Origin of the sequence: Ensifer sp. ENS11 (genome assembly GCF_014851895.1) — a bacterium.
Taxonomy (GTDB): domain Bacteria; phylum Pseudomonadota; class Alphaproteobacteria; order Rhizobiales; family Rhizobiaceae; genus Ensifer; species Ensifer canadensis.
Genome location: NZ_JACVAN010000036.1, coordinates 1 through 25,401 on the forward strand (window position 1 = coordinate 1; position 25,401 = coordinate 25,401).

A 25,401-nucleotide genomic window follows, 5' to 3' on the forward strand; every position below is an offset into this window, starting at 1 on the left:
CGCACCGGATAAACCGCATAGCGGTTTACCGAGATGGCGCGGGGTGGAGCAGCCCGGTAGCTCGTCAGGCTCATAACCTGAAGGCCGCAGGTTCAAATCCTGCCCCCGCAACCAAATCAAACAAAAAACCCGCGAGACCGAAAGGTCCGCGGGCTTTTTGGCGTTCTAAGGCAGAACAAAGCAATGGTCGGTGTCAATTAGGAGTCAAGAGGGTGTTGATTAGTAAGATTAGTATTGTAACGGGTGGCGGTTAGTGTCCTGTCTGGGGGCGCCAAGTTGAGCCTATGTGCGGACAGCTTCCCCCTGACCGGCGCCAGGGTCGCCGGCCTTCGAGCGGGGAGCTTCCCACGCAACGCCCCCGAGAGTCAGAGTGAGGACAGGATTTCCGTGACGGGTTGAGGACCGGGAGAGAGGCTTCCGCGGCTGCTCGTCGACAAACTCGCCGCCGTGCTTTGATGGCGGGCCTCGCTGGCGAGATGTTCGGCGAGTCTGATGGCCAAGGCGACGGCGGGAAGCGTGGGGTTCGCTTGTCCGGACGTAGCGAAAACGGAGCTACCGGCGATATGGAGGTTAGCGATGTCGATGACGCGACAGTTGTGGTTGACGATGGCGTGGTTGCGGTCCACGCCCATCCTGGTCAACCCGATCTGATGGTAGCCGTCTTTGGCTTGCGCGGCGATATGCTCTTCGAGGTTTTCGGGGGCTGCGTCGAATATCAGCTTGCCTATCTTGCGCTCCTTGAGCCAGCGATCCAAGGCGACATGTGCTTGGAGCGTCCCGCGAAAATCCTGAGGCAGATATCGGAATGAGACGTCGAGCTTGAACTGGCCGTCCGCATCTTGCTCTGGCTTGAGGAAGGCGCGGCTTGAACTGCTTGGAATTTGCTCCCCATGGTAGCGAAGGCCGTATTTCATGTCTGGCCTGCGCAGCAGAACATATGGTTCGGCCAAGCTGAATTTTTGGCGAAGCAGCCCCAGCGCCGAAGAGGTCGCGCTAAGGGGATTGCGCAGTACATTATGCAGCGCATTATAGTGACGGAATCGGTCGGCTTCGCCCCATGTCGCCTTGTGGACGAAGGACTTCCGACTGTTCCAGAGATATAGCAGCGAGAGCGCCGCGTCGGCCTCGCCGAAAGCGGCCCTCCGGTTTGTCGGCCAAAAAGCGATGTTCGGCAGCTCGAGTGCCCGTTGCAATTGGGGGGCGGGTTGAAACCGGTTACACACGAAGGTTCCGGTGGATGTGCGCTTAAAAAGATACCGTTCGGCATGCTCTTTGGTGGCGAATTCGATCTGCGCGATCTGTCCAGCGAGATGTCCCATGTAGAAGCGCCCGAGCGGCCCATCGCTTCCGCCGAACAATTGCGGAAACGCCACCTGGAGGTTCAGCAGGAGCCGGGTATTACCTCTGCCGCCACAGGCCAGCACATATTGGTCGGCGCACACCTTGTACGAACCACCGCGGCAGGCAATCGACATGGAATGTACTCGCGCCTCAACCGGATCGAACGCCAGAGCTTTGATCCTCGCGTCCAGGGCGACGAAGAGGTTCTTCGAAGAAGCGAGCTCGGCGCTGTTGGCCTTCGCTGTGTTGCGTATTCGTGTCCAGCTTTCCCGGGATGATGGGAAATCAGTCTCCGGTTCCGGCTCCGATCGCTCGCCGGCGACATTGCTGCTCAAAAGAGCCCGCGCCCGCTGATAAAAAGGCGAAATCTTTTCGTGAGCAATAGGCCAACCGGAGTGTGCGACATAATCTCTTGCTTCGAAGTCTATATCATCCAGCTCAACGCATTGCCCACCCCATCGTTCGGACGTGCCGCCAAGTCCGGTGGCCGAAGTATGTCGGTCCGCAGCGTGATAGATATCGTCTTCTATGTCGAAGCCTGTTTCGTTTCGTTGGGGTCGTTTCGATCGTTTCGGCCCGGCTTCGATAAGCAGCGTTCGCATGCCGCGCCTGCTCAATTCCAGCGCAGCGGCAATACCGACCGGGCCAGCGCCCGCGACGCACACGTCGAACGCCTGCTGAAAGACCTCGAAATCCGCAAACATCTGTCCCCCCCACTTTCGCGCAGCGCCCTTTTGGCCGCCGCCGCAATCACCCTTCGGTCCCCTTGTGGCACTGCGGATCAGTCTTGGCGCGATCGCCAGCGGATTGAAGACGGAGGCGCCAACCTGACGCAGCACGCTAGAGTTTCACTATCCGCAGAACAATTTCGCCTAAAGTAGGATGATTTTGCTCGTCACCTCGATCAAAAGGATTAGTGGCAGCTTCGCTGAAAAACTAAGGGTGTCATGGTTTCCGCTCACCTGCCGCTGAATTGGCTTCGGGCCTTTGTAGCCGCCCCGCGGCTCGGCAGTTTCGCCGGAGCCGGGGCTGAACTGAATGTCACGCCGTCCGCCGTCTCGCAGCACATCCGGGCTTGAAGGCTGGCCCGGCAGGCGCTGACGGTCGTCGAGCAATCGATTGTCGCGGGTTGACGCGCCGTGCATCGGATAAAGTAGGAGGAATGCCATGAAAGCCGTTCGGACGGATCAGGAAATCAAATGCCCGGAAATCGATGCCGGGCTTCGGGCGCGCGGCGTCGAGGCTGATGCGCGAAGTGGCTGACGCCGACCTCCTGCTCTTGTGCTACACGCCGATCACCGCCCGCGTCATCGCTGCGGCTAGGCGCCTCAAGGTGCGGCGACGACGTCGATATATGAGCGAAGTTCATATGGCGTCCCGAAATTACAAGTCTCTGCGTGATCAGGCCCCCGCAACCAGACACACAAAAGCCCGCGAGACCGAAAGGTCCGCTGGCTTTTTGTTTACCCCGTAACCGGTCGAGGACCCATCGCCGCGAAGGCGACCCGCAAGCAGGCGAGGCGTAAGCCGACGAAACGGGACAGAAATCAGAAGAAAGTCTGGCAAGCTCATCCAAAGACGAATGCTGGCAGCGATCAACGGCAAAACCGAACTATTCCTAACCCATGCGCCGACGTGACATCGCATCCGCAATCCATTGTTCAGATTGAGAGAATCGTAGTTCAACACGTCAGTCCAGACACCCGCGCACAGGTCTCCTAGTGCGGCACGGCCTTTGGAGTGGTATCGAGCAAGTCTATTACCCGAGGGCACGACACCAGGAGGTCACACAATATGACGAAGTCATCCGGGTCCCTTGGTGCGACGGACAAATGAAACCAGTCCGGGTTCTCTCCCCTTGGTGACCACACAAGCCGCTCCTCCAGAAGATAGACGCCGTAGACGACTTCAATTTCGCCGCGGACCGCCAAGTTCAGGCGCGAACGAATGCCATACCCGGTCAGCGCCGCGTTTAGCGCTATCGCTACCTCAATCAGTGTGGTCCGATATCCCGGCCGGCGTACGACCTCGGTCCCATACACCCGCTCCAGCCAGGTCGCGCCAAGCTGGATGACGATCAGTATGCTGTCCAGGATTTGACGCAGATCCTTCTGCGTCATGATTTGCATATATTTTGCTGGCTTCAGATAGACGTCGACGGCCGCCGAAACGGCCCCGCACCCGCTGTGGCCGAGGATGACTATCGTGCGCAGGCTATCCTTGAGATGATCAACCGCATAGCTCAGACTGGCCGTGACGTCGTCGCCCATGCCATTGCCGGCCACCCTGACGACAAACAGGTCGTTCGGGCCTTCGGAAAAGATCAGCTCCACCGGAACACGCGCATCGGCACAACCGACAATTGCCGCAAACGGTTGCTGTTTGGGTGCCGCGCTGCGCCCGGGAAGAAGGCCGACATCATGCGGGTCGACAGCGATGTTCAGCTTTGCGGGTGGTGACGAGGTGATCCGGTCAAGGAGTTCGGCGAAGGCCCGGTTTCCAGACTCGAGTCTCGACCGGGCAGCGTTCGCATCCGGTGGTAGGGGCCTATACACAGCATCGAACGCGAACCGGTATGTCACTTCGGCCAACCAGGTCTGATCCTCCTTCGAGGCGCCTTCGAGCAGCTTCTTTGCCATCTTGCAGTCTCCCTCGACAGTGATCGAAACAGGGGCGGCAATGCAAATCCGTGACTTTCCACATTAACACTTTCACGCGTGGGCGCACCTCTAAACCAAACTGCGCGTGTCATACGGCTAAGGCCGTGCATCCAGACGGGAGCCGGAGGGGGTATCTGCGTGCCGCCGGCGACCCATGAACCGCAGGCCGCGGCTCTGGGCAGATCGCTGAGGACTCGGGCCGAAGGTGTATGGCACCATACAGCCGGCTCGTTGTTGTGATTATGATGGGCGTGGTGTGGGTGTTGGTACATCCGTGACGTTATCGTTGGCCCATGTCGTGATCGGGTGGACCTGCCCGGTGATATGATCCCGCAAGTAGGTTTCCTGACCTGCCAGGCCCATTGGATAAAGCTTATTTCGGCTGGCCTCGTAGTCAGCACTCTGGTCGGTACAGAGGCGAATGCGCATATCCTGCGGCGCGACACCGGTCCGGTTCGGCAGATGATCCACAAGCACTGCATCTGGGGACAGCGTTCCATCGAACCACCATCACGCGCCTTCCATTTCGAGTTGCGAGCCCGACGATATTTCGTCCGGATGCACATAGGAAACCAGTCTTCATCCCGATGGTTCCGCTGAAACGCGTCAACAACAGATTGTTGGACTTGATCTCTTTACCGTCGATCGTGACTGCCGAAGCCAGGAAGAAGCGGCGATATTCAGGAAACATCCGGTCCACTTCCAACCCAAGGATCGCAAGATCGCGGGCAGTCGTGTAATTCTCTCGGTCAAATAGACCGTTTGGATTGGTAAAATGCGTGCCCGTAAGCCCGATGCGGGCCGCCGCTTCATTCATTCGCCGAACGAAAGACATTTCGCCGGAAGCGACTACTTCTGCCAAGGCTACAGCGACGTCATTTGCTGAAGCCGTAATCGTGGCAAAGAGCGCGTCTTCGAGGGTCATTGTCCGGCCGAAGGTCAGGCCGGATTCGAGAAACGCCTGTTTCGTTGCGTTGCGGGTCATGGTGACCGGTGTCGTCAGTGTCACCTCGCCAGACCGAAGGGCTTCAAACACGACGAACGCGGTCATGAGCTTGGTTGTCGAGGCCGGATACCAGGGTACGCCGGCATCTTCCTGATAGAGAACTTGATGGCTGTCGGCATCCACGACGAGTGCCGGCGTTGCATTCGCCGGTGTCCACAAAAAAAGGGACGCCATAAACACCAATCTTTTCAAAGGTTTTCCGGCGATTATGTTTTTCGTCATGTGCCAGTCTCCGGGGAAGGCGTCCTGATGACATGATGTGCCGCGGGGCACAAGCGTTCGCTGCGGCGCGTCGGAGGCGCGTTGCTTCGCTAGGTAACGCGACGCTGCCGAAGGCGAGGGATCTTCGCGATTGGCTATCGGTGGTCATGCGGGGTGGGGGAACGCACTAGCCTTGCGACAGTGCGCGCGCAGTCGCGAAGAATGCCTGTATTGACTTGCTGCTACGGCGATCCTTCAGGCAGATCAGCTTTTCATGCATCGAAAGCGGCTGGTGTTCGAGCGCGATTTTCACCAGCCTCGGATCGTTGTCGAACTCCGCTTCGGACACGACCCCGAGACCGATGCCTGTGGCAACGATCCGCCGGACGGCTTCGCGTCCTTCGGCCTCGATTGCGTAGCGGAGGATCACCCCTTGCGCCGCCGCGAGCTTCTCCAGCATCTGCCTGGTGCGTGACCCCTGCTCCCTCATGACCAGGGGCCATGCACTCAACGCCTCAAGCGGAATGCTCGTCCGCGTCGCCAGGGGATGCGATTTCGCGGCGAAGAGCACGACAGGGGAGACATTGAGCGAAAAGACCTCGAATGGGCGCTCATCGGTCAATTCGCCAAGGACGCCGACGTCCACGTCGTAGGCAAGCAAATCCTCCACGATGCTGTTGGAATTGCCGCCGACGATCTTGATCTGAATGCCGGGAAACCGCGCCTGGAAGACGGTGAGCACGTCCAGGACGTGATCCACCGAATCGGCTGCGATCCTGAGCATGCCTGCCCGCAGCGATCGCTCCTCCTGCAGGACCTCGAGGGCTTCGCCTTCGGCATCGAACAGGCGGTGGGTTGCCGCCAGGAGCCGGGAACCTGCCGGTGTCAGCTCGATCTGACGGCGCTTTCGCACGAATAGGGCGACGTCGTATTCCTCCTCCAGCCAGCGCACCTGGTCGGAAATGGCAGGCTGCGTGAGGTGCAATGCGCGGGCAGCTTGCGAAAAACTGCCGGCAAGAGCCACGTGATGGAAAGCCCGAAGCTGGACATAGCGCATGACAGGCGGAAGCCCCCTAGGTGATGCTTCAGCATCGAAGAATTCTTAATCTGTCTCATTAATATCGATTTTGTTCACCCTCCGATAGATGCGATAGCTTGCACGCAGCTGCACGATGATCGGAGAAAGCGATGAAAGCCACAGCATCCGCCCTGGTTCACACGGAGGGCGAAGCCAACACATCGGCAGCGCGCGGGGCCTGGAACGCCCGGATGGGCGACGAACGGACGAACTCCCTTGTGGCGCGCGACGCCGCCGCCTTCCTGCACCAGAGCCTGTCAAGCCCCTGCCTGACCGCCATCGCCAAGGCGGAGGGCATCTGGATCGAGGATACCGCCGGCCGGCGCTACATGGACTTCCATGGAAACAGTGTTCACCATATCGGCTACGGCCATCCCCGGCTGAAACAGGCAATCAAGGCCCAGATCGACGATTTGTGTTTTGCGCCGCGTCGTTTCACCTGCGAACCTGCCGTCGAGCTTGCCGAGATGCTCGGCAGTCTTGCGCCCGGCGATCTCGGCAAGGTCTTGTTCACCACGGGTGGATCGGATGCGATCGAAGTCGCACTGAAGCTGGCGCGCGCCGCGACCGGCCGGTTCAAGACGCTCTCCTTCTGGGATGCCTTCCACGGCGCCGGCTTCGGCGCGTCGAGCGTCGGCGGCGAGGCGACCTTCCGCTCGGGCATAGCCGGCCCGCTCCTGCCGGGCGCCGAACACGTCGCGCCCTGGGCGAACCGCCACTGCGCCTATGGTCAGGACAATCTCGAAAGTTCCGCGCGCGCCTGCGCCAACATGATCTCCTACGTCCTTGCCCGCGAGGGCGATTTTGCAGCGCTGGTCGCCGAACCGATGCGGGCGACGCCCAATCCACCGGCGCCGGGCTTCTGGAAACAGGTGCGTGAGGCCTGCGACCGGCACGGAACCTTGCTGATCTTCGACGAAATTCCGACCGGCCTAGGCAAGACCGGCCGCTTCTTTGCCTGCGAGCACGACGACGTCGTTCCCGACATCCTCGTGCTTGGAAAATCGCTCGGTGGCGGCATTTTGCCGATCGCGGGCGTGGTCGCCAGGCGCGATCTCGACGTGGCGGGCGACTATGCCATCGGCCACTACACGCACGAAAAGAACCCGGTGACGACGCGCGCGGCTCTGACCACCATTTCCATCATCATCGAGGAGGGGCTTGCGGAGCGCGCCGCCGAACTCGGCGGCTATGCGATGGAGCGGCTCAGCACTTTCGCCGAACGCTGCGCGGCGGTCGGGGATGTGCGCGGCCGCGGCCTGCTTTTCGGCGTCGAGATCGTATCCGACCGGACGGATTTCACGCCGGACAATGCGCTGGCGGAGCGGGCCTATTATCGCTGCATGGAAGCGGGACTGAGCCTGAAGATCAGTCAGGGCAACGTCATGACGCTTTCGCCGCCCATGGTGGTCTCTCGCCAGGAACTCGACCGGGCGCTGACGATCGTCGAACAATCGATCCTCGCGGGTTGAAGCGCCGGACATCGGATAAAGCAGGAGGAATTGCTACGACCCACATGTCGACGCATCGGCGATGACCGGACACGGTATCGAGAAGGTCGATGATCTTCACGAGGTGGTAGTTTGAATCTGTCACGCTCCGCCATGTAGGAATGTAGGGTTTGGTCGAGAACTTCCGAGCAGAAGTCCGGCGTACCGTGCCAGGAAATCAACGACGGACATGATCCTTGAGGAAAAGGAGCCAGGCCCGGATTTTCTGCGGGACCATCTGCATGGGCAGGTGCATCGCGTAAATCTGGTGATCGGGGAAGCGATAGGACGGCAGGGCGTCGGCCAACGTGCCCTTGGCAAGTTCTGGCGCGACGAACCAGTCAGGCAGAAGCGCAACGCCTGCGCCGGCAACCGCCAGCGCCTTCACAACCGATGCGTTGTTGGCAAGCAGCCGGGACGGACGAGGCACCTCGAACGCGCATTCGCACCCGTCTTCGTCGAACATTGTCCAGCTTTTCACATGGTCGACGGTGGCATTGCTGATGTGCGGCAGCGCGCTCAGCATCTTGGGTGCACCAACGACAGTTCGATCAACGCGGGCGAGGATGTCCGGCGACGCGACTGGCCTGAGCTGATACGTCCCCAGGTGCACACCAGCATATGGCGACGTCTGGAATTGCTCGTTGCGCCCCAGCCGGATTGCGACGTCAAAGCGGTCGCGCAGGAGGTCGACATTCGTCGGATAGGCTTCGAACTGGACGTCGAGGTCTGGATGCAGCGCAGTGAATTTCTGAAGCGCCGGAGCGATCACCGCGACGCCATATTCAACCGTCGATGTCAGGCGCAAGCTGCCGCTCAGCACCGTTTGCTCCGTGCGCGCTTCGGCAATCGCCTCATCGGCTTCCGTGAGAATGCCAAGGCAGCGCGCATAGAACCGTTCGCCGGCATCGGTCAGAGCAAGGCTGCGCGTGGTGCGATGAAGGAGCGTGACGCCCAATTCGCTTTCGAGCTGCTTGATGTTGAAACTGACGGCGGCCCTGGCCTGATTGAGTTGCTTGGCGGCCGCAGTGAACGATCCTGCTTCCACGACGGCTCGCAAAGCAGTCAGGCGATCAAGACTCACCGCCATAACGCACTCCAATTGGTAAATAGAGTCGACAAGTGTTGTCGAATTGTATCGCCTTATTCGACGATATGAAAGGGAATACCCTGCGGGCGTCATTCCTATCAAAGGTTTTCCCGGTGTCCGCCCGCTCCCGAATTGCCACCCTCTATCTTCTCGGCTTCGCCGTCGATCTCGCGAATATGTTCATCTTCAATGCCGCCCTGCCGGCGTTGCAGCGGGAGCTGAGCGCATCCGTCGTGCATCTCGCCTGGGTCGGCACGATCTACATGCTCGGCCTGACTGTCGCCATTCCGCTGGGGAGCTGGCTTGCGCGCCGGATCGGCGAACGCCGCGTGTTCATTGCCTCTCTGCTCATTGTGGCGGTGGGAAGCTTCGGCGGGGGTATGGCCACTGGGATTGCGACGCTTCTCGCCTGGCGGCTTGTTCAGGGTCTCGGCGGAGGACTGCTCGTGCCGGTCGGCCAGAGCATGGCCTATCGCGCCTATCCGCCGGAAGACCGCGCCCATCTGACGGCCGTGGTCATGACGGTTGCGCTGCTGGTGCCGGCACTTTCACCCGCCGTCGGCGGGATCGCTGCCGATCATGTGTCCTGGCGCTGGGTGTTTATCGGTGTTGCGCCACTGGCAGCGGCGATAGCAGCATTGGCCCTTGCCTGGGCGCCGGTCGATCGGTTGGCGGAAGCGAAGCCGGCGCTCGACATTGCCGGCTTCCTGCTGAGCGCCATCACCCTGTTTTGCCTTCCCCTTGGCCTGACGCTCACTAGTCAGGCGGGACGCGGCGTTCATGCCGCGATTGTCCTTGCCTTGGCGATTGTCGCGGGCGCCGCCTATGTCCGCCATGCGCTGCGTTCGCGCGAACCGCTGCTTGATCTGCGTCTGCTCTCCGATCCGATGCTCAGGACTGGCAGCATCATCTACCTGTGTGTGCCGGGCGTTTTCACGGGCGTAAACCTGATCGCCTCCCTGTACTTGCAGGACCGCCTTGGTCTGACGGCCACACAAACGGGAATGCTTATGCTCCCATGGGCAGCCGCATCCTGCGTCGCCATCATGTCCACGCGGCGGATGTTTGCGTCCCGAGGCCCGCGCTCGCTCTTTCTCGTCGGCATGACCGTCACCAGCGCCGGCGTGCTGCTGTTGGCCACACCATTCACCGGAATGTTCACCGTCAGGATCGCGTCCTTTGTTTTGATGGGTTTCGGAGCGAGCCTTTGCACGAGCACGGCCCAGACGGCAGCCTTTACGTCGGTTCGAACGGAACGGATGGCAGAGGCAAGCGCGCTGTGGAACATCAACCGTCAGCTCAGTTTCTCGCTCGGTGCGAGTGTGCTGGGAGGCTTGCTGGGGCTCTTCCTCGCGACCAGCGGCGGTGCGGCCGATGCCCTGGCTTACCGCTACTGTTTTGTGATCGCTGCCGTTCTGATCGTGTTTCCGCTGCCCTTCGTTCTGCGCCTGCGGCGAGCCGATTAGCGCGCGTAGCCCATTCTTTCACACTGTCCGACAAGGAGCCGAACGTGACCGATACTGAAAGATTCTTCCGTGAGATTGTCGATGTCCACGTCGCGATCGAACGCTGGTTCATCGGGGCGGCTCGGCCTGCCGATCTGGTGCAACTGCTCGAACGCTTCTCGCCTGAGTTTCGCATGATCTCCATGCAAGGGACCGCGCTTGGCAAAGAGGGCGTGGGCGAATTGTTCGGACGTCTGCACGGGAAACGCCCGGAGCTGCGGATCACGGTCGACGAGATGCAGATCTGTCATGAATGGTCGGGCGGAGCCTGCGTCACCTATCGCGAGACGCACGCGGATGCGGGCGGGGTTCAAACCGCAAGACGCTCGACCGTCGTTTTGGAAGCTTCAGCGGATGGCTCGCTCCGATGGCGGCATCTGCATGAAACGCCGGTTGCGGCTTAGGCACGTCTACGATGCCCCTTGTAAAGTTTCCCTCCGAAGGTCGCCCCTCTAGCCGACCGCCGACAATAATCTTGTGAAAAATCCGATACTAGGGCACAATTTGTGAACGCATCTGAAGTGCGGCGCTACTCCAATCCGGCCGTCTCGCCGAGTGACAGTTCGCGCCCGAGGGGCGGCGTCGATGGATCAGGGGTTCTTTCTTCTGTTCGCTACGGTGGCCGTGGTCGCGGCCCTGATGGTCGTCGTGGCGCGGAATCCGGTTCACAGCGCATTGGCGTTGATGGCTTGTTTTCTGCAGATCTCCGCAATCTTCATCATGCTCGAGGCGCCGTTGCTCGCCGTCATCCAGATCTTCGTCTATGTCGGCGCGATCATGGTGCTGTTCCTGTTCGTGATCATGATGATCGACGTGCGCGAAGCCGTCTTGCAGCGGTTCTTGCCCGGCGGTAGCCTTCCAACTCTCGTGCTGCTCGTCCTGCTTGGGATCGAGATGCTCGTGCTGGTGCTCCGGAGCGACCGCTTTTCCGTCGTCGAACCGGTCGCGACGCGCGACGGCGACGCGATCAGACAGCTTAGCACGACGCTTTTCTCCGACTATCTCCTGCCGTTTGAAGCCGCCTCCGTGATCCTGCTGGCGGCCCTGGTGGGCGCCATCGTGCTGGCGCGGAAGGAGTCGGGGTGATGGTTCCGCTCTGGTGGTATATTTTGCTCGGAGTGGCCCTGTTCGTGATTGGAGCGGCGGGCGTCTTGCTCAGACGCAATATTCTGGTTGTGCTGATGTCGCTGGAGCTGCTGCTCAACTCGGTCAACATCAACTTCATCGCTTTCGGCCGTCAGTACGGCGATTTCCGCGGGCAGATCTTCGCGATCTTCGTCATCGCAATCACTGCGGCGGAGGTTGCCGTCGCCCTCGGCATCTTGGTCGCCCTTGTGAGGAACAAATCCACCCTCAAGGTCGACGATGTGACCATGATGAAAGGATAGCGGCTTGGACCCGGAGACAACGATCCGGCCGCTGCTTGCCGTCGCCGTCCCGGCTCTGGCGGCCCTGGCCGTTGTCCTTCTCAACAACCGCGAGAAACTCCGCGACATCGTCTCGCCGTTGGCCGCGATCGCCCTGTTCGCGATTGTCGCATCGATGGCGCCCACAGTACTGGCGGGCGGGACCGTCGATTTGCGCCTTTTCGAGATACTACCGGGGATCGACTTCGCTTTCCGCGTCGATGCGCTCGGCATGGTCTTTGCCACAGTATCGTCACTTCTATGGATCGTGGCGGCGATCTATTCCATCGGCTACATGCGGCACCTGAAAGAGCATGCGCAGACCCGGTTCTTCGCCTGTTTCGCCACCAGCCTGGCAGCGGCCGTCGGGGGCGCCTTCGCCGCCAATCTGTTTACGCTGGTGATCTTCTACGAGGTACTCAGCCTCGTTACCTATCCGCTCGTCTACCACCACGAGGACGAAGAGGGATGGAAGGGCAGCCGCAAGTATCTCGTCTATCTGATGGGCGCGTCGAAAAGCGTGCTGCTTGCCGCGCTGGCGCTGACCTATCACATTGCGGGGTCGCTGGACTTTGTGGCGGGGGGACTGCTGGCAGGGGCCGATGCATCGGCGGCGCTGCTGACGGTCGTCTATTTCTGCTATCTTTTCGGCTTTGCCAAGGCCGCCGTGATGCCGGTGCACGCATGGCTGCCTGCCGCGATGGTGGCGCCGACACCAGTCAGCGCGCTCTTGCATGCGGTGGCGGTGGTCAAGATGGGCGTATTCTGCGTGCTGCGCGTGGTGTTCCACGTCTTTGGCGTCGGACTGGTCGGCGAACTGGGCCTCGGCACAGCCACGGCCTATCTGGTCTCGTTCACCATCCTGATGGCGTCGGTCTACGCCCTGACCCGGGACGATCTGAAGGCGAGGCTCGCCTATTCGACGGTGAGCCAACTGTCCTATATCGTGCTGGGCGTGGTTCTGTTGTCGCCGGTCGCAATGGTCGGCGGGATTATCCACATTGCCGCGCATGCCTTCTCGAAAATCACACTCTTTTTCTGCGCCGGGTCGATCTACTGCGCGTCTGGCAAACGGAACATCAGCGATATGGCCGGTATCGGCCGTAGGCTGCCCTGGACGATGGGGGCATTCTTTGTCGGCTCACTCAGCATGATCGGGGTGCCACCGACCGCGGGCTTCGTCAGTAAGTGGTATCTGGCGCTGGGCTCTGTGGAGGCGGGGGAGATTGCGTTCCTGATCGTGCTCTTAGTGAGTTCGGTCCTGAACGCCGCCTACTTCCTGCCGGTCAGTTATGTCGCCTTTTTCGGGACGGAGGTGCAGGAGAGCCCGGCGACGGTTCGTGAAATTCCGATGATGACGATCCCGCTGGTCGCAACCGCCATCCTTTCGGTGCTGATGGGCATCTTTCCCGGCTATTTTCTCGCCCTGGCGGACGGAGTGGTCAAATGATCAAACGCGTCGTCAACTTCTTTGGTGACGAAGAATATGCCAGGCAGCGCCGCCGATTGTTCTATCTGGTGCTCGTCCTGATCGTCGTCGCCGACTTTCTGGTTTCTCGCGAACACGCCGAATACCTGTGGGACCGCCTGCCTGGCTGGTCTGCCGTTTACGGCTTCGGCTCCTGCATGGTTTTGATTTTCGTTTCCAAGTTCCTCGGCCACCAGTGTGGGCTCATGCGGCGCGAGGATTACTATGATTGATTTTATCCATCCGAGCCTGATCTTCATTCTCGGCGCGCTGCCGATCCCGTTGCTCAATGGGTCGATCCGCAAGGCCTATCTGCTGCTGGTTCCGGCGCTGGCGATCCTCGCCGTGCTTGCAATGCAGCCGGGCAGCTATGGCGAGATGCAATTCATCGGGCAGGAAGTCCTGATCGCGAAGGTCGACAAGCTGAGCATCGTCTTCGCCACCGTTTTCACCATCATGGCGCTGATCGGAACCGTCTACGCGCTGCACCTGCCTCACGCCGGCCAGCATGTCGCAGCGTTCGTCTACGTCGGCAGCGCGCTCGGAGTGGTGTTCGCCGGCGACTACCTGACCCTGTACCTGTTCTGGGAGGCCATGGCATTTGCCTCTGCCTATCTGGTCTTCGCCCAGGGCAGCCGGCAGGCGATCGCCGCCGGTTTTCGCTATCTGATGGTCCACATCACCGGCGGGGTTGCCCTGCTCGGCGGCGTCATTCTCCACGGGCTGGCCACCGGCTCGCTGCTTTTCGGTCCGATCGAGGGTGGGATGGGCGTCGGCGCCTACCTGATACTTGCCGGGTTCCTGCTCAACGCGGCGGTACCGCCGCTCAACGCCTGGCTGACCGACGCCTATCCGGAGGCGACCGTCACCGGGGCGGTATTCATGAGCGCTTTCACCACCAAGACCGCCGTCTACGTGCTCGCGCGGGCGTTTCCAGGCACCGAGCTTCTGGTCTGGCTCGGCACCGCGATGGCGCTCTACGGCGTCATCTACGCAGTGCTGGAGAACGACTGTCGGCGACTGTTGGCCTATCACATCGTCAGCCAGGTGGGCTACATGGTGGCGGGCATCGGCATCGGGACCGAGATGGCTGTGAACGGGGCCACCGGCCATGCCTTCGCGCATATCCTCTACAAGGCGCTTTTGTTCATGGGGGCAGGGGCGGTCATCTACGTCACCGGCCGTCGCAAGCTCACCGAGCTTGGTGGGCTCTACAAAACCATGCCGATGACCGTGGCACTCTATATGGTCGGTGCCTTGGCGATTTCGGCATTTCCATTCTTCTCCGGCTTCGTCACCAAGTCGATGGTGGTGGCCGCCGCCGGGCAGGATCATCGGGCGCTGGTGGTGCTGGCGCTGACGATGGCGTCGTCAGGGACGTTCCTGCACACCGGACTGAAACTCCCGTACTACATGTTCTTCGGCACGGACCAGAAACTGGAGGCGCGCGAACCGCCCGGCAACATGCTGGTCGCGATGGGCATGGCGGCGGTGCTCTGCATCGCGATCGGGGTGTTCCCCCAGATGCTGTATGCGTTGCTGCCCTATCCGGTCGACTTCGAACCCTACACTGGCGTCCATGTCACCGAGAGCCTTGGCGTGCTGATGTTCACCGCGTTGGGGTTCGTGTTGTTCCTCAAGGCGCTCGATCCCGAGAATACGATCAGCCTCGACACTGACTGGTTCTACCGCAAGGGCGCACGGGTCTTCATGTGGATCGCTGAGAAACCGCTGGCGCGCTACGAGAAGGCGGTGAGCGACGTGTCCGAGACCGCGGCGCTGCCCTTCCTGCATGGGGCGGCACGGGCGGGATTGCGGATCGATCGCACCGGCGTGGACGCCATCGTGAACGGCGTTGCCCGCTCGATCCTGCGCGGCGGCGCGGCGCTGCGTCGGCTCCAGACCGGCGTCGTGACCCACTACGTGCTGGCGATGATTGTCGGTGTGATCGCAGCCGTTGCCGTCTTCGCCGTGGCGTGGCGGTAGGAGGCGCGATGGGATTCCCGCTACTCAGTCTCATCGTATTCACGCCCGTCGCCGGTGCAGCGGTTCTGATGTTTCTGCGCCGTGACGATGCGGTGCGGTGGACAGCACTCGGTGTCACCATCCTCGACCTCGCTCTCTGCTTGGCCATGTTGGCCAGCTTTGACACCACTACCCATGAGATGCAGTTCATCGAGAGGCACCCTTGGGTGCCCGCGCTTGGGATCACATATGCGCTCGGCATCGACGGAATAAGTGCGCTCTTCGTGTTCCTGACTGCGCTGTTGGGCTGGATCTGCGTGCTTGCCTCCTGGGCCGCGATCGACCGCAAGGTGAAGGAGTTCATGGTCAGCCTGCTGGTCATGCAGGCGTTGATGCTGGGCGTGTTCTGCGCGCTCGACCTGTTCTTGTTCTACGTCTTCTGGGAGGCGATGCTGATCCCGATGTACCTGATCATCGGCGTCTGGGGGGGCGAAGGCCGGGTCTATGCAGCGTTCAAGTTCTTCCTCTACACGCTGGCGGGAAGCCTCCTATTCCTGATCGGTGTCATCGTGCTCTATTTCCACGGCGGCAAGACCTTCGACATCCTCGCCCTGACAGCGCAGGATTTGCCGTTCCAGGTCCAGTCCTGGCTGTTTTTCGCCTTCCTGATCGCCTTCGCGGTCAAGGTCCCCATGGTCCCGGTCCATACCTGGCTGCCGGATGCCCATGTGCAGGCGCCGACGGCGGGCAGCATCATCCTGGCGGGCGTGCTTCTGAAAATGGGTGCGTACGGATTCCTGCGGTTCTCGCTGCCGATGCTGCCTGAAGCGTCAGTGCACTATTCGACGCTGATGATGGCACTTTCGGCGCTTGCGATCGTCTATGGCGGGTTGCTTGCGCTGGCGCAGGATGACCTGAAGAAGCTGGTGGCCTATTCGAGCATCAGCCACATGGGCTTCGTGACGTTAGGGATTTTTGCGCTGAACCTGCGCGGACTTGAGGGCGGCATCCTGCAAATGTTCAATCATGGCGTAACGACGGGAGCGTTGTTCCTGTTCGTCGGCCTGATCTACGAGCGGACACACACGCGCAGCATGGCGGAGTATGGCGGGTTGATGAAGGCGGCGCCGGTCTACACCGCGTTTCTTGCGTTGTTCGTCCTGTCGGCGATGGCGCTGCCGGGAACGAATTCGTTCGTGGGGGAGTTGCTCGTGCTGTCGGGCGGGTTTGCGGCCGACTTGGCCGTCGGCGCAACCGCTGTTTTGGGCGCATTGCTGGGCGCGGCCTATCTGCTTGGCATGTACAGGAAAGTCGCGCTTGGCCCGGCCAGCGTCGGCGCCCGGTTCAGCATACGTGATGTGAATGCCCGCGAGATGGTCGCAATCCTGCCCCTGGCCGCCTTCGTGCTTTGGGTCGGGCTCTATCCGAAACCCTTTCTCAACATTATCGATGCCTCCGCGAAGCATCTGCTGATGCAGGTGCACGGCAAGGGGAGCGGCCAATGACCGCCGCCGCGCTCTTCCAGTCGGTGCTGGCGAGCCTGCCCGAGATCGTGGTCATCACGGGGGCCTGCATCCTGCTGATCCTGGGACAGTTTCTGCGGAAGGGGCAGGCCCCTGTCCTTGTCTGGGCTTCCGTGGCGGTCGTGCTGATTGCCGGCTCTGTAACACTCATGTTCGCCGGCGAGGCGCAGCCGGCCTATGCGGGCATGTTCATCGCTGACCGCTTCGCGGTCTTCTTCAAGTTCGTGTTTTACCTAGCCACCGTTCTGACATTTTTCCTTTCGCGGCGATATGCCGAGACCGAAGGGATCGGCAGCAGCGAATACTATGTCCTGCTGCTTCTTGCGCTTTCAGGAATGATGATCATGGCCTCGGCGACCGACCTCCTGTCGGTCTATGTCGGCGTCGAACTGATGGCGATCTGCACCTATGTGCTGACTGGCTTTCTGAGACGAGAACAGCGGTCGAACGAAGCGGCGCTGAAATACGTGATCCTTGGCTCGGTCTCGACCGGGATTTTCCTGTACGGCGTTTCACTGGTCTATGGGCTCACCGGCACCACACAATTGGACGCGATGGCTGCGGCGGTGACCGGCGATCCGCTCGATCCCGGATTGCTGCTGGCTGTTGTCTTCATCGTCGCGGGGCTGGTCTTCAAGGTCGGCGCGGTGCCTTTTCACATGTGGATCCCGGACGTCTATGAAGGCGCACCGACGACGATCACGGCCTTCATGTCGGTGGGCCCCAAGGCGGCGGGGTTCGCGGTGATCCTGCGGGTGTTCCTCAATCCGCTGGTCGCGACCTCGGACGTTTGGATTATCCTCGCGGTCCTTGCTGTGGTGACGATGGCGCTCGGCAGTTTCGTGGCGCTGGTGCAAGATAATTTCAAGCGACTGCTGGCCTATTCGAGCATCGCCCATGCCGGGTTCGCCATTTTCGGTGTGGTGGCTGGCGGCGCCGACGGGATCGCCAGCGTGATGCTCTACCTGTTGATCTACTCTTTCATGAATCTCGGCATTTTCGCCACCGTCATCATGATGCGGAACGGCGATTTCTCGGGCGAGATCATCGAAGACTACGCGGGTTTCGCCAAGTCACGCCCCGGATTGGCGCTTCTGATGCTGCTCTATCTGTTCTCGCTGGCCGGCATTCCGCCGACGGCTGGGTTCTTCGCCAAGTTCTACGTCCTGGTCGCGCTCGTCGAGCGCGGTTTCGTCATGCTGGCGGTGATCGCAGTGCTACTGAGCGCCATAGCTGCCTACTTTTACATCCGCATTGTCATGGTGATCTACATGCGGGAGCCGGAAAGGGCGTTCGACCCGGCGCTGACGCCCTTGGTTCGCGTCGCGCTCGCCTTCACCGCCGTCGGCACCATCGGCATCGGCCTATTCCCGGCTTGGTTTCTGAGGCTTGCCCAGCATTCGGTTTTGGGGGGCTAATTGATTGGATTTGCAATGATCCGCCCGGCGGAATAAACTGGAAGTTCAAGAAAGGATAGCCCAAGTTCCTTCCCTGGGCGACGCGTTATCGGTCCCGAACTGGGTCGGTCGCGGCCTGAGGAAAGCCCTCGGCGGGTGAGCGGGGCAACGCGATATGACTGCGATGGAGTTCCTCCCGGTTCTTGTCATGGTCGCCGGAGTTGTTCTGGTGGCGGGGGCGACGCTGTTTGTCTCTTCGCTGCTGCGTCCGTCCAATCCCTATCCCGCGAAGAACATGCCCTATGAATGCGGCATGGACCCGGCAGGCGAGGCTGCCGGCGGCCGGTTCCGGGTGCAGTTCTTTGTTCTCGCAATCCTGTTGGTCGTCTTCGATGTCGAAACGATGTTCCTCTTTCCCTGGGCCGTCGTGCTGAAAGACATCGGGCTGGTCGGTTATGTCGAGATGTTCGTCTTCATAGTGCTGCTTCTTGTGGGCTTCGCCTACGCCTGGCTGAAGGGAGCGCTGGAATGGGAGGCGTAAACAATGCGATCCGCGACAGCGTGCTGTTCACCACCGCCGAGAGCGTTATCAACTGGAGCCGAAAGTCGGCGCTGTGGCCCGAGACCTTCGGTATTGCCTGCTGCGCCATCGAGATGATTTCGGCGGGTTGCGCCCGCTATGATCTCGACCGGTTCGGCGTGGTGTTCCGGCCATCACCGCGCCAGTCCGACGTGATGATTATCGCCGGTACCATAACCCGGAAATTCGCGCCCGTCGTACGCCGGCTCTATGATCAGATGCCGGAACCACGCTGGGTTATCGCAATGGGCACCTGCGCAATCTCGGGCGGGGTCTACAACACCTACGCCGTGGTGCAGGGAGCGGAGACCTTCGTGCCAGTGGACGTGCATGTTCCCGGCTGCCCGCCACGGCCCGAGGCGCTGATGCATGGCATCCTCCTGCTTCAGGAGAAGATCAAGAAATCCCGAGCGCTGGCCGGGACGCCTCTGGACCGGATCGCGGTGCCATGAGCGTGGAGACACCCCTCGATCTCATCCTGATCAAGGAGCGCTTCGGCAACGCGATCGACGATCTTGGCTTCGCGCATGGCGTTCACGCCTTCGCCGCTCGACCCGACATGGTCGTCGAGCTCTGCCGGTTTCTGAAGGAACAGCCGGCGCTGCGGTTCAATTTCCTGTCGGACATTTGCGGGGTCGATCATTACCCCGAGTTGCCGCGCTACGAGGCCGTGTACCACCTCTATTCGCTGCCGAACAAATGGCGCGTACGCATCAAATGCCGCCTCGACGATCCGCCGCGGGTCCCGTCGGTGACGGGCGTCTGGCGGACGGCCAATTGGCATGAGCGCGAAGCCTGGGACATGTACGGGATAAGGTTCGAGGGCCACCCCGACTTGCGGCGGATCTACATGTGGGAAGGGTTCGAGGGCTTCCCTCAGCGCAAAGACTTTCCGCTCCGGGGCTACAAGGACGAGCTGAACCCGTTTGGCGCCGAAGGCCCGCCGCCGACACAGCCCGACCTCGCGACCAAGGACATTCCATAAGGGAGGCCGCTCCACGTCGGGAATTTGAGATGACCGAAGTCACGGAACTGAGCAGGCCGGAAGGCGAGGCGCTCGACACCAAGGAGGTGCTCCTCAATCTCGGCCCACAACATCCCAGCACGCACGGGGTGCTGCGGCTCGTCCTTGAGCTGGACGGCGAATATGTCGCTCGCGTGGACCCGCATATCGGCTACCTCCACCGCGGCACGGAAAAACTGGCCGAGAGCTTCACCTACACCCAGATTTTTCCGCTGACGGATCGGCTCGACTACGTCTGCCCACCGTCAAACAACCTGGCCTTCGCGCTCGCGGTGGAGAAGCTCCTGGGCATCAAAGCGCCGATCCGTGCGCAATATATCCGCGTGCTGATGGCCGAACTGGCGCGGATCTCCGGTCATCTCCTGATCACCGGCGCGCTGCCGCTGGATCTGGGGGCAATGACCGCGTTGCTCTACGCCATGCGCGAGCGCGAAATGATCATGGACTTGCTGGAGATGATCAGCGGCGCGCGGATGCACACCTCCTTCTGCCGGGTCGGCGGTGTGCGCGAGGACCTGCCCGACGGTTTTTTCCCCAAGATCAGGGAGTTCTGCGACATCTTCCCGAACCGGATCCGCGACTATGAACGGCTGATCGAGAACAACCGGGTGTTCCTGAAGCGAACGCAGGGAATCGGCGTGATCACCGCCGAAGACGGCATTGATTTGGGCCTGAGCGGCCCGAACCTGCGCGCTTCCGGCGTCGACTGGGACATCCGCCGCGACGAACCCTACGAGATCTACGATCGTCTCGACTTCAACGTCATCACCCGCGAAGAGGGCGATTGTTACGCGCGCTGGCAATGTCGGGTCGAGGAGATGCGCGAGAGTATGCGCATCATCGAACAATGCCTCGAGCAGATGCCCGAGGGGCCGTTCCAGATCGACATGCCGACGATCGCTTTCCCGGTGGACAAGGACAAGGTGCATTGCTCGATGGAGGCCCTGATCCAGCACTTCGACCTGTCGGCGTATGGCTTCAAGGTGCCGAAGGGCGAGGTCTATTCGGCGATCGAGGCGCCAAAGGGCGAACTCGGGTTTTACATCATCAGCGACGGCTCGGAAAAACCGTTCCGCATGAAGGTGCGGGCACCGTCGTTCGTCAACCTCCAGGGCCTGTTCGGGACGAGCAATGCGCATTACCTGGCCGACATGATCGCCGTTCTGGGCAGCCTCGACCCGGTGATGGCCGAGGTGGACAAGTAACGGGAGATTTGGACGCGATGAACATGCGCGAAAAGATCCAAGTGGCGGCGGCGCGCTATCCGAACCAGCGCTCGGCGATCATGCCCGCGCTTCTGATCGCGCAAAAGGAGCATGGCCATCTGCCAGGCCCCGTGTTGGAAGAGGTCGCCGACATCCTCGGCGTCGAGCGGATCTGGGTCTACGAGCTGGCGACGTTCTACACGCTCTTCCGCACCGAGCCGGTGGGGATGTTCCACTTGCAACTCTGCGACAATGTCTCCTGCATGCTGCGTGGATCCGAGGAATTGCTGAGGCACCTGGAGGCGGTGCTGGGGATCAAAAAGGACGGCACGACCCTGGATGGGCTATTCACGCTCTCGACCGTCGAATGCCTCGGTGCTTGCGAGATGGCCCCGGTGATGCAGGTCGGCGACGACTATTGCGGTGGCCTCGACATTGCGCGGATCGACGCGCTGTTGGAACGGCTGCGGGCGATGGCGGGGCAGGCGATTGGCGCCGATCCCGCCACCACAGCACCGCCGGGAGAGTAGTGTCATGATGGAACCCGTCCTTCTCAGGAATGTGGGCGTGCCGGATGGCCATCAGCTCGCGACCTACGAGGCCGGCGGTGGCTACCAAGCGTTGGCGAAGGCGCTTCGTGAGCACACGCCCGACGAGATCATCGATCTTGTCAAGGAATCCAACCTGCGCGGTCGCGGCGGGGCCGGATTCCCAACCGGAATGAAATGGAGCTTCGTGCCGAAGCGCGTCGGCAAGCCGAAATACCTGTGCTGCAACGCTGATGAGGGCGAGCCGGGCACCTTCAAGGACCGGATCATCATGGAACGTGATCCGCACCAGCTGATCGAGGGGATGGCCATCGGCGCCTACGCGATCGGGGCTGAAACTGCCTATGTCTACATCCGCGGGGAATACGCGCTGGCGATCCGGCGGCTCGAGCAGGCACTCGCCGAGGCCCATGCGAAGGGATATCTGGGAAAGCGGATTCTCGGCTCGGATTTCAATTTCGCGGTGCATATCCATTGCGGCGCCGGCGCCTATATCTGCGGCGAGGAGACAGCGATGCTCGACTCGCTAGAAGGCAAGCGGGCGCAGCCGCGCTTGAAACCGCCGTTTCCGGCGGTCGAAGGGCTCTACGCCAGCCCGACTGTCATCAACAACGTCGAAACATTGGCCTGCGTTCCGCATATCGTGGCGCGAGGGCCGAACTGGTTCCGCAGCATCGGCCCGGACAAAAGCCCCGGTCCGAAGCTCTATTGCCTCAGTGGCCAGGTGCGGAAACCGGGCCTTTACGAGCTGCCGATGGGCATTCCACTGCGCGAACTGGTCGAGGACCGCGCCGGCGGGCCGCTGCCTGGACGCAAGATCAAGGCGGTGATCCCAGGCGGCGTCTCGGCGCCAGTGATCCCGGAGCATGGGCTCGACGTTGGGATGGATTTCGACTCGCTGGCGGCCGCCGGCTCAATGCTCGGTTCGGCCGGGGTCATCGTAATCGACGACTCGACCTGCATGGTCAAGGTCGCCACCCGCATCATCGAATTCTTCCACCATGAGTCCTGTGGCAAGTGCACCCCGTGCCGCGAAGGGCTCAACTGGGTTGTAAAAGTGCTACGCCGGGTCGAGGCGGGGCAGGGGGCGCCGGGCGATCTCGAACAACTGCAGGCACTCTGCAAGGGCATTTTCGGCAACACGTTCTGTGCTCTGGGCGATGGTGCGGCCATGGGGCTGCGGGCGGCGCTGACGCATTTCGAGCATGAATTCGTCGCCCATATCGAAGCGGGCAGGTGCCCGTTTCACTGAGGAGCGCAAATAGAAGGCCGCAGGAAGGCAATGGTTAGTATCACGATAGACGAACAAACGCTGGAAGTGGAGGCAGGCTCGACCGTGCTGCAGGCCGCCGAGCGTTTGGGGATCGACATCCCGACCTTCTGCTACCTGAAGCGGCTGCCGGCGCTGGCCTCCTGCCGCATGTGCCTGGTGGAGATCGAAGGGCAGCGGCGGCTGCAACCCGCATGCGCGACCGCGGTCACAGACGGCATGGTGGTGCGGGCAAACACGCCGCTGATCGAGGAAACACGCTCTTCGATGCTCGACATGCTGCTGGCCAACCATCCCCTCGATTGCCCGATCTGCGACAAGGGCGGCGAGTGCGAGCTTCAGGACCTGGTGATGGCGTACGGGCCCCGCGAAAGCCGGTTCCGCGATGCCAAACGTGTGTTTCACTCCAAGGACATCCGCCTCAGTCCGGTCATCATCATGAACGTCAACCGCTGCATTCAGTGCCAGCGTTGCGTCCGGATGTGCGAGGAAGTGGTCGGCGCCGTCGCCTTGGGCACGATCGAAAAAGGCATGGATACCGCCGTGACCGGCTTCGAAGGCAGCCTCGCGAGTTGCGATCAATGCGGCAATTGCGTCGAGGTCTGTCCGGTCGGCGCGCTGATGAGCTTTCCCTATCGCTACAAGGCGCGGCCCTGGGATCTGGCGGAGACCGACACGATCTGCCCGCATTGCGGCACTGGCTGCCAGCTGACCGTCGGCACGCGCAAGGGCGAGTTCATGCGGGTCCGCTCGAAGCAGGAATATGGGGTCAACCGCGAGACCCTTTGCGTGCGGGGGCGCTTCGGCCTCGACTTCGTCGGGAGCCGGGACCGGATCAAACGGCCGATGGTCCGTCGTGATGGCGCCCTCGTCCCGGTTTCCTGGGAAGAAGCGGGGGACTATCTGCAACGGCGGTTCTCTGCCGTCGAGGGAAAGGTCGCGGGCGGCCTAGCCTCGCCGCGCCTTCCCAACGAGGTTCTTTACCAGTTCCAGAAAGTGATGCGGACGGTGTTCCGGACCAACAACATAGACTGCGGGTCGCGTTGGGCCACACCTTCCGATGCGCTTGGCCCATTGCTGGCGGGTTTCTACACACGGGCGCCATTGCAGGACGTGATCGGCAACGATTGCGTGCTGGTCGTCGGTGGCAACGTGACCGAGGAAAACCCGGTCACCGAATATCTGCTGCGGGACGGCGCGCGGCGACGGCAGACCGACTTGCTCATGCTCTCGGCGCGGCCATCCCGTCTGGACGCCGATGCCCGGGCGGTCGTTCGCGTTCCTCCTGGCGGTGAGGCGGCGGGCCTTGCCGCGGTGGTGGACGGTCTCGTTGCGGCGGCCGGTCGGGTCTTGCCGGGCGATGCTGCAGTGGATATCGGCGCGCCAGCCGGCAGGTTGGGAGCGACCGATGGTGACGGGCCGGACCGCGTCGCTGCTGCGCTGCTGGACAGCGGCAGCGTCACCGTTCTTGTCAGCGTTGACCTCCTGAGATCTCCGCTTGCGCGCGCAGCATTACAACAGATCAACAAGCTGCTGCGGCTTCTTCGTGCCCTTGGCAAGGACTTGGCGATGCAATTCCTGTTCGACCGTGCTAACCAGTTGGGCGCCTGGGACATGGGGGTTCTGCCGGCAGCGCTACCAGGACTACGTGCCGTCACCGATGTTGCTGCGCGCGCAACTCTTGAGCGGGCCTGGGGCGCCGCGATCCCGTCTGAGCCGGGCGCAGATTTTGGGACCATGCTTGAGCTCTGCGACGGCGGGCGGATGGGCGCGCTCTATATTGTTGGAAGCGACCCAGTGATGAGCTATCCGGACCGGAAACGCGTCACGCGAGCGCTTGGCGCCGCTGATCTCCTGATCGTACAGGACGCATTCCTCACCGACACGGTGGGCCTGGCCGATGTGGTGCTGCCAGCAGCGAGTTACGGCGAAGAATCCGGTACCTTCACCAGCAATGAGGGTCGGACCCAGAAAGTCTGCAAGTTCCGCGAAGCCGCCTCCGAGACGCGGGGCAATCTGGCGATCCTCGACTTCGTCGCGGCGCTTCGAAATCAGCAGTTGCGGTCGTCAACGCAAGCCGAAATCTTCGACGAGATGACCCAACTGGTTCCGGCCTATCAGGGGCTGACTCTCGACGGGCTTGGCCCTGACGGAGCATTTACCAGATCAGTCCCGACACCGCCGGCTGATGAGTTCCTCGCGGCGCCGTCTGCCATTCCGATTGCCGGCGACCGGCTCATGCTGATTACCGGCAACTGCCTGTTCCACAACGGATATCTTTCCGAACGCTCCGCGATCCTGAATACGGTTGCAGCCGATCCATATGTCGAGATGAGTAAGCGCGATGCCGCTCAGCTTGGTCTTGCGGATGGCGATCACGTGGTCGTTCGATCCGCCCAGGGCGAACTGAGAGCGCAGCTCAAGATCAACAGGCACTTTCCCAGCGGGCTCGTGTTCGTGCCGGAAAACTACCGAGACCTGCGTCTCAACAGCCTGATGCGGCAGGGCGAATACCCTTGTCCGGTGGAGGTTGAAAAGGTGCGCGCCGCCTTCGATGCGGCGGCGGGAGCCGGGGCAGCAACTGAAAATCCTGGCCGAGGCATTGCCGAGCTTCCGGGCAGTCCACCCTAATTCCCGCTCCCGG

At 61.5% G+C, this 25,401-nt stretch carries 23 protein-coding genes and 1 tRNA gene; 19 read left to right on the forward strand and 5 right to left on the reverse strand.

Annotation, left to right across the window (positions count from 1 at the left end; genetic code table 11):
• The first annotated feature begins 37 nt into the window (after window positions 1-37).
• Window positions 38-114 (forward strand) — tRNA-Met (locus IB264_RS33340).
• Between the two features lie 251 nt (window positions 115-365).
• Here IB264_RS33340 and IB264_RS33345 read toward each other — a convergent pair.
• Window positions 366-2,180, reverse strand: a complete 1,815-nt coding sequence (locus IB264_RS33345) for a GMC oxidoreductase (protein WP_192435204.1) — start codon at window positions 2,178-2,180, stop codon at window positions 366-368.
• A 108-nt stretch (window positions 2,181-2,288) separates the two neighbouring features.
• On the opposite strand from IB264_RS33345, the gene IB264_RS33350 reads away from it, so the two are divergent.
• The gene (locus IB264_RS33350; protein ID WP_192435206.1) at window positions 2,289-2,420 is read left to right on the forward strand and encodes a LysR family transcriptional regulator; all 132 of its coding nucleotides are present in this window, start codon (window positions 2,289-2,291) and stop codon (window positions 2,418-2,420) included.
• A gap of 639 nt (window positions 2,421-3,059) precedes the next feature.
• Here IB264_RS33350 and IB264_RS33360 read toward each other — a convergent pair.
• From IB264_RS33360 to IB264_RS33370, 3 genes are all read right to left on the reverse strand, one after another.
• Window positions 3,060-3,980: a carbonic anhydrase gene (locus IB264_RS33360; protein WP_025431462.1), complete on the reverse strand. Its 921-nt coding sequence runs from the start codon at window positions 3,978-3,980 to the stop codon at window positions 3,060-3,062.
• 415 nt (window positions 3,981-4,395) lie between these two features.
• Window positions 4,396-5,229, reverse strand: coding sequence for a D-alanyl-D-alanine carboxypeptidase family protein (locus IB264_RS33365; RefSeq protein WP_192435208.1), 834 nt, complete (start codon window positions 5,227-5,229; stop codon window positions 4,396-4,398).
• Window positions 5,230-5,395: 166 nt separating this feature from the next.
• Window positions 5,396-6,265 (reverse strand): LysR substrate-binding domain-containing protein, encoded by an 870-nt coding sequence (locus tag IB264_RS33370; protein WP_192435210.1) that lies wholly within the window; start codon window positions 6,263-6,265, stop codon window positions 5,396-5,398.
• A 131-nt stretch (window positions 6,266-6,396) separates the two neighbouring features.
• Between IB264_RS33370 and IB264_RS33375 the strand changes: the two genes are divergently transcribed.
• Window positions 6,397-7,758, forward strand: a complete 1,362-nt coding sequence (locus IB264_RS33375; RefSeq protein WP_171521402.1) for an aspartate aminotransferase family protein — start codon at window positions 6,397-6,399, stop codon at window positions 7,756-7,758.
• A gap of 196 nt (window positions 7,759-7,954) precedes the next feature.
• On the opposite strand, the gene IB264_RS33380 is transcribed toward IB264_RS33375, so the two are convergent.
• The gene (locus IB264_RS33380; RefSeq protein ID WP_192435223.1) at window positions 7,955-8,866 is read right to left on the reverse strand and encodes a LysR family transcriptional regulator; all 912 of its coding nucleotides are present in this window, start codon (window positions 8,864-8,866) and stop codon (window positions 7,955-7,957) included.
• Window positions 8,867-8,979: 113 nt separating this feature from the next.
• Here IB264_RS33380 and IB264_RS33385 point away from each other — a divergent pair, with 113 nt between their 5' ends.
• The 16 genes from IB264_RS33385 (at window position 8,980) to nuoG (ending at window position 25,388) form a co-directional block, all read left to right on the forward strand.
• On the forward strand, window positions 8,980-10,332 hold the full coding sequence (locus IB264_RS33385; protein WP_192435212.1) for an MFS transporter: 1,353 nt from the start codon (window positions 8,980-8,982) through the stop codon (window positions 10,330-10,332).
• Window positions 10,333-10,376: 44 nt separating this feature from the next.
• The gene (locus IB264_RS33390) at window positions 10,377-10,775 is read left to right on the forward strand and encodes a nuclear transport factor 2 family protein (protein ID WP_025431457.1); all 399 of its coding nucleotides are present in this window, start codon (window positions 10,377-10,379) and stop codon (window positions 10,773-10,775) included.
• A gap of 181 nt (window positions 10,776-10,956) precedes the next feature.
• Entirely contained in the window at window positions 10,957-11,457 is a 501-nt protein-coding gene (locus IB264_RS33395) for an NADH-quinone oxidoreductase subunit J (protein ID WP_025431456.1), read from the forward strand.
• Entirely contained in the window at window positions 11,457-11,759 is a 303-nt protein-coding gene (gene nuoK / locus IB264_RS33400) for an NADH-quinone oxidoreductase subunit NuoK (RefSeq protein WP_025431455.1), read from the forward strand. Before IB264_RS33395 ends, nuoK begins: the two co-directional genes overlap by 1 nt.
• A gap of 4 nt (window positions 11,760-11,763) precedes the next feature.
• Window positions 11,764-13,227 carry a monovalent cation/H+ antiporter subunit D family protein gene (locus IB264_RS33405; RefSeq protein WP_025431454.1) on the forward strand — a complete coding sequence of 488 codons (1,464 nt, stop codon included), beginning with the start codon at window positions 11,764-11,766 and terminating at the stop codon, window positions 13,225-13,227.
• Entirely contained in the window at window positions 13,224-13,478 is a 255-nt protein-coding gene (locus tag IB264_RS33410; RefSeq protein ID WP_025431453.1) for a hypothetical protein, read from the forward strand. The genes IB264_RS33405 and IB264_RS33410 overlap by 4 nt, the downstream gene beginning before the upstream one ends.
• Window positions 13,471-15,231 carry a Na(+)/H(+) antiporter subunit D gene (locus tag IB264_RS33415; protein WP_192435214.1) on the forward strand — a complete coding sequence of 587 codons (1,761 nt, stop codon included), beginning with the start codon at window positions 13,471-13,473 and terminating at the stop codon, window positions 15,229-15,231. Before IB264_RS33410 ends, IB264_RS33415 begins: the two co-directional genes overlap by 8 nt.
• Window positions 15,232-15,239: 8 nt before the next feature.
• The gene (locus IB264_RS33420; protein ID WP_084815460.1) at window positions 15,240-16,715 is read left to right on the forward strand and encodes an NADH-quinone oxidoreductase subunit M; all 1,476 of its coding nucleotides are present in this window, start codon (window positions 15,240-15,242) and stop codon (window positions 16,713-16,715) included.
• A complete protein-coding gene (locus IB264_RS33425) occupies window positions 16,712-18,151 on the forward strand; it encodes an NADH-quinone oxidoreductase subunit N (RefSeq protein ID WP_192435216.1) in 1,440 nt (479 codons plus the stop codon). Before IB264_RS33420 ends, IB264_RS33425 begins: the two co-directional genes overlap by 4 nt.
• Window positions 18,152-18,305: 154 nt before the next feature.
• On the forward strand, window positions 18,306-18,671 hold the full coding sequence (locus IB264_RS33430) for an NADH-quinone oxidoreductase subunit A (RefSeq protein ID WP_025431449.1): 366 nt from the start codon (window positions 18,306-18,308) through the stop codon (window positions 18,669-18,671).
• Window positions 18,659-19,162, forward strand: coding sequence for an NADH-quinone oxidoreductase subunit B family protein (locus IB264_RS33435; RefSeq protein WP_025431448.1), 504 nt, complete (start codon window positions 18,659-18,661; stop codon window positions 19,160-19,162). Before IB264_RS33430 ends, IB264_RS33435 begins: the two co-directional genes overlap by 13 nt.
• Complete coding sequence (locus IB264_RS33440) at window positions 19,159-19,695, forward strand: NADH-quinone oxidoreductase subunit C (RefSeq protein WP_192435218.1); 537 nt, start codon at window positions 19,159-19,161, stop codon at window positions 19,693-19,695. The genes IB264_RS33435 and IB264_RS33440 overlap by 4 nt, the downstream gene beginning before the upstream one ends.
• Window positions 19,696-19,724: 29 nt before the next feature.
• Entirely contained in the window at window positions 19,725-20,939 is a 1,215-nt protein-coding gene (gene nuoD / locus IB264_RS33445) for an NADH dehydrogenase (quinone) subunit D (RefSeq protein ID WP_057217308.1), read from the forward strand.
• A 17-nt stretch (window positions 20,940-20,956) separates the two neighbouring features.
• Window positions 20,957-21,469: an NADH-quinone oxidoreductase subunit NuoE gene (gene nuoE / locus IB264_RS33450; RefSeq protein WP_192435220.1), complete on the forward strand. Its 513-nt coding sequence runs from the start codon at window positions 20,957-20,959 to the stop codon at window positions 21,467-21,469.
• Between the two features lie 4 nt (window positions 21,470-21,473).
• Window positions 21,474-22,739 carry an NADH-quinone oxidoreductase subunit NuoF gene (gene nuoF / locus IB264_RS33455; RefSeq protein WP_192435224.1) on the forward strand — a complete coding sequence of 422 codons (1,266 nt, stop codon included), beginning with the start codon at window positions 21,474-21,476 and terminating at the stop codon, window positions 22,737-22,739.
• A gap of 30 nt (window positions 22,740-22,769) precedes the next feature.
• Entirely contained in the window at window positions 22,770-25,388 is a 2,619-nt protein-coding gene (gene nuoG, locus IB264_RS33460) for an NADH-quinone oxidoreductase subunit NuoG (protein ID WP_192435221.1), read from the forward strand.
• Window positions 25,389-25,401 lie beyond the last annotated feature (13 nt).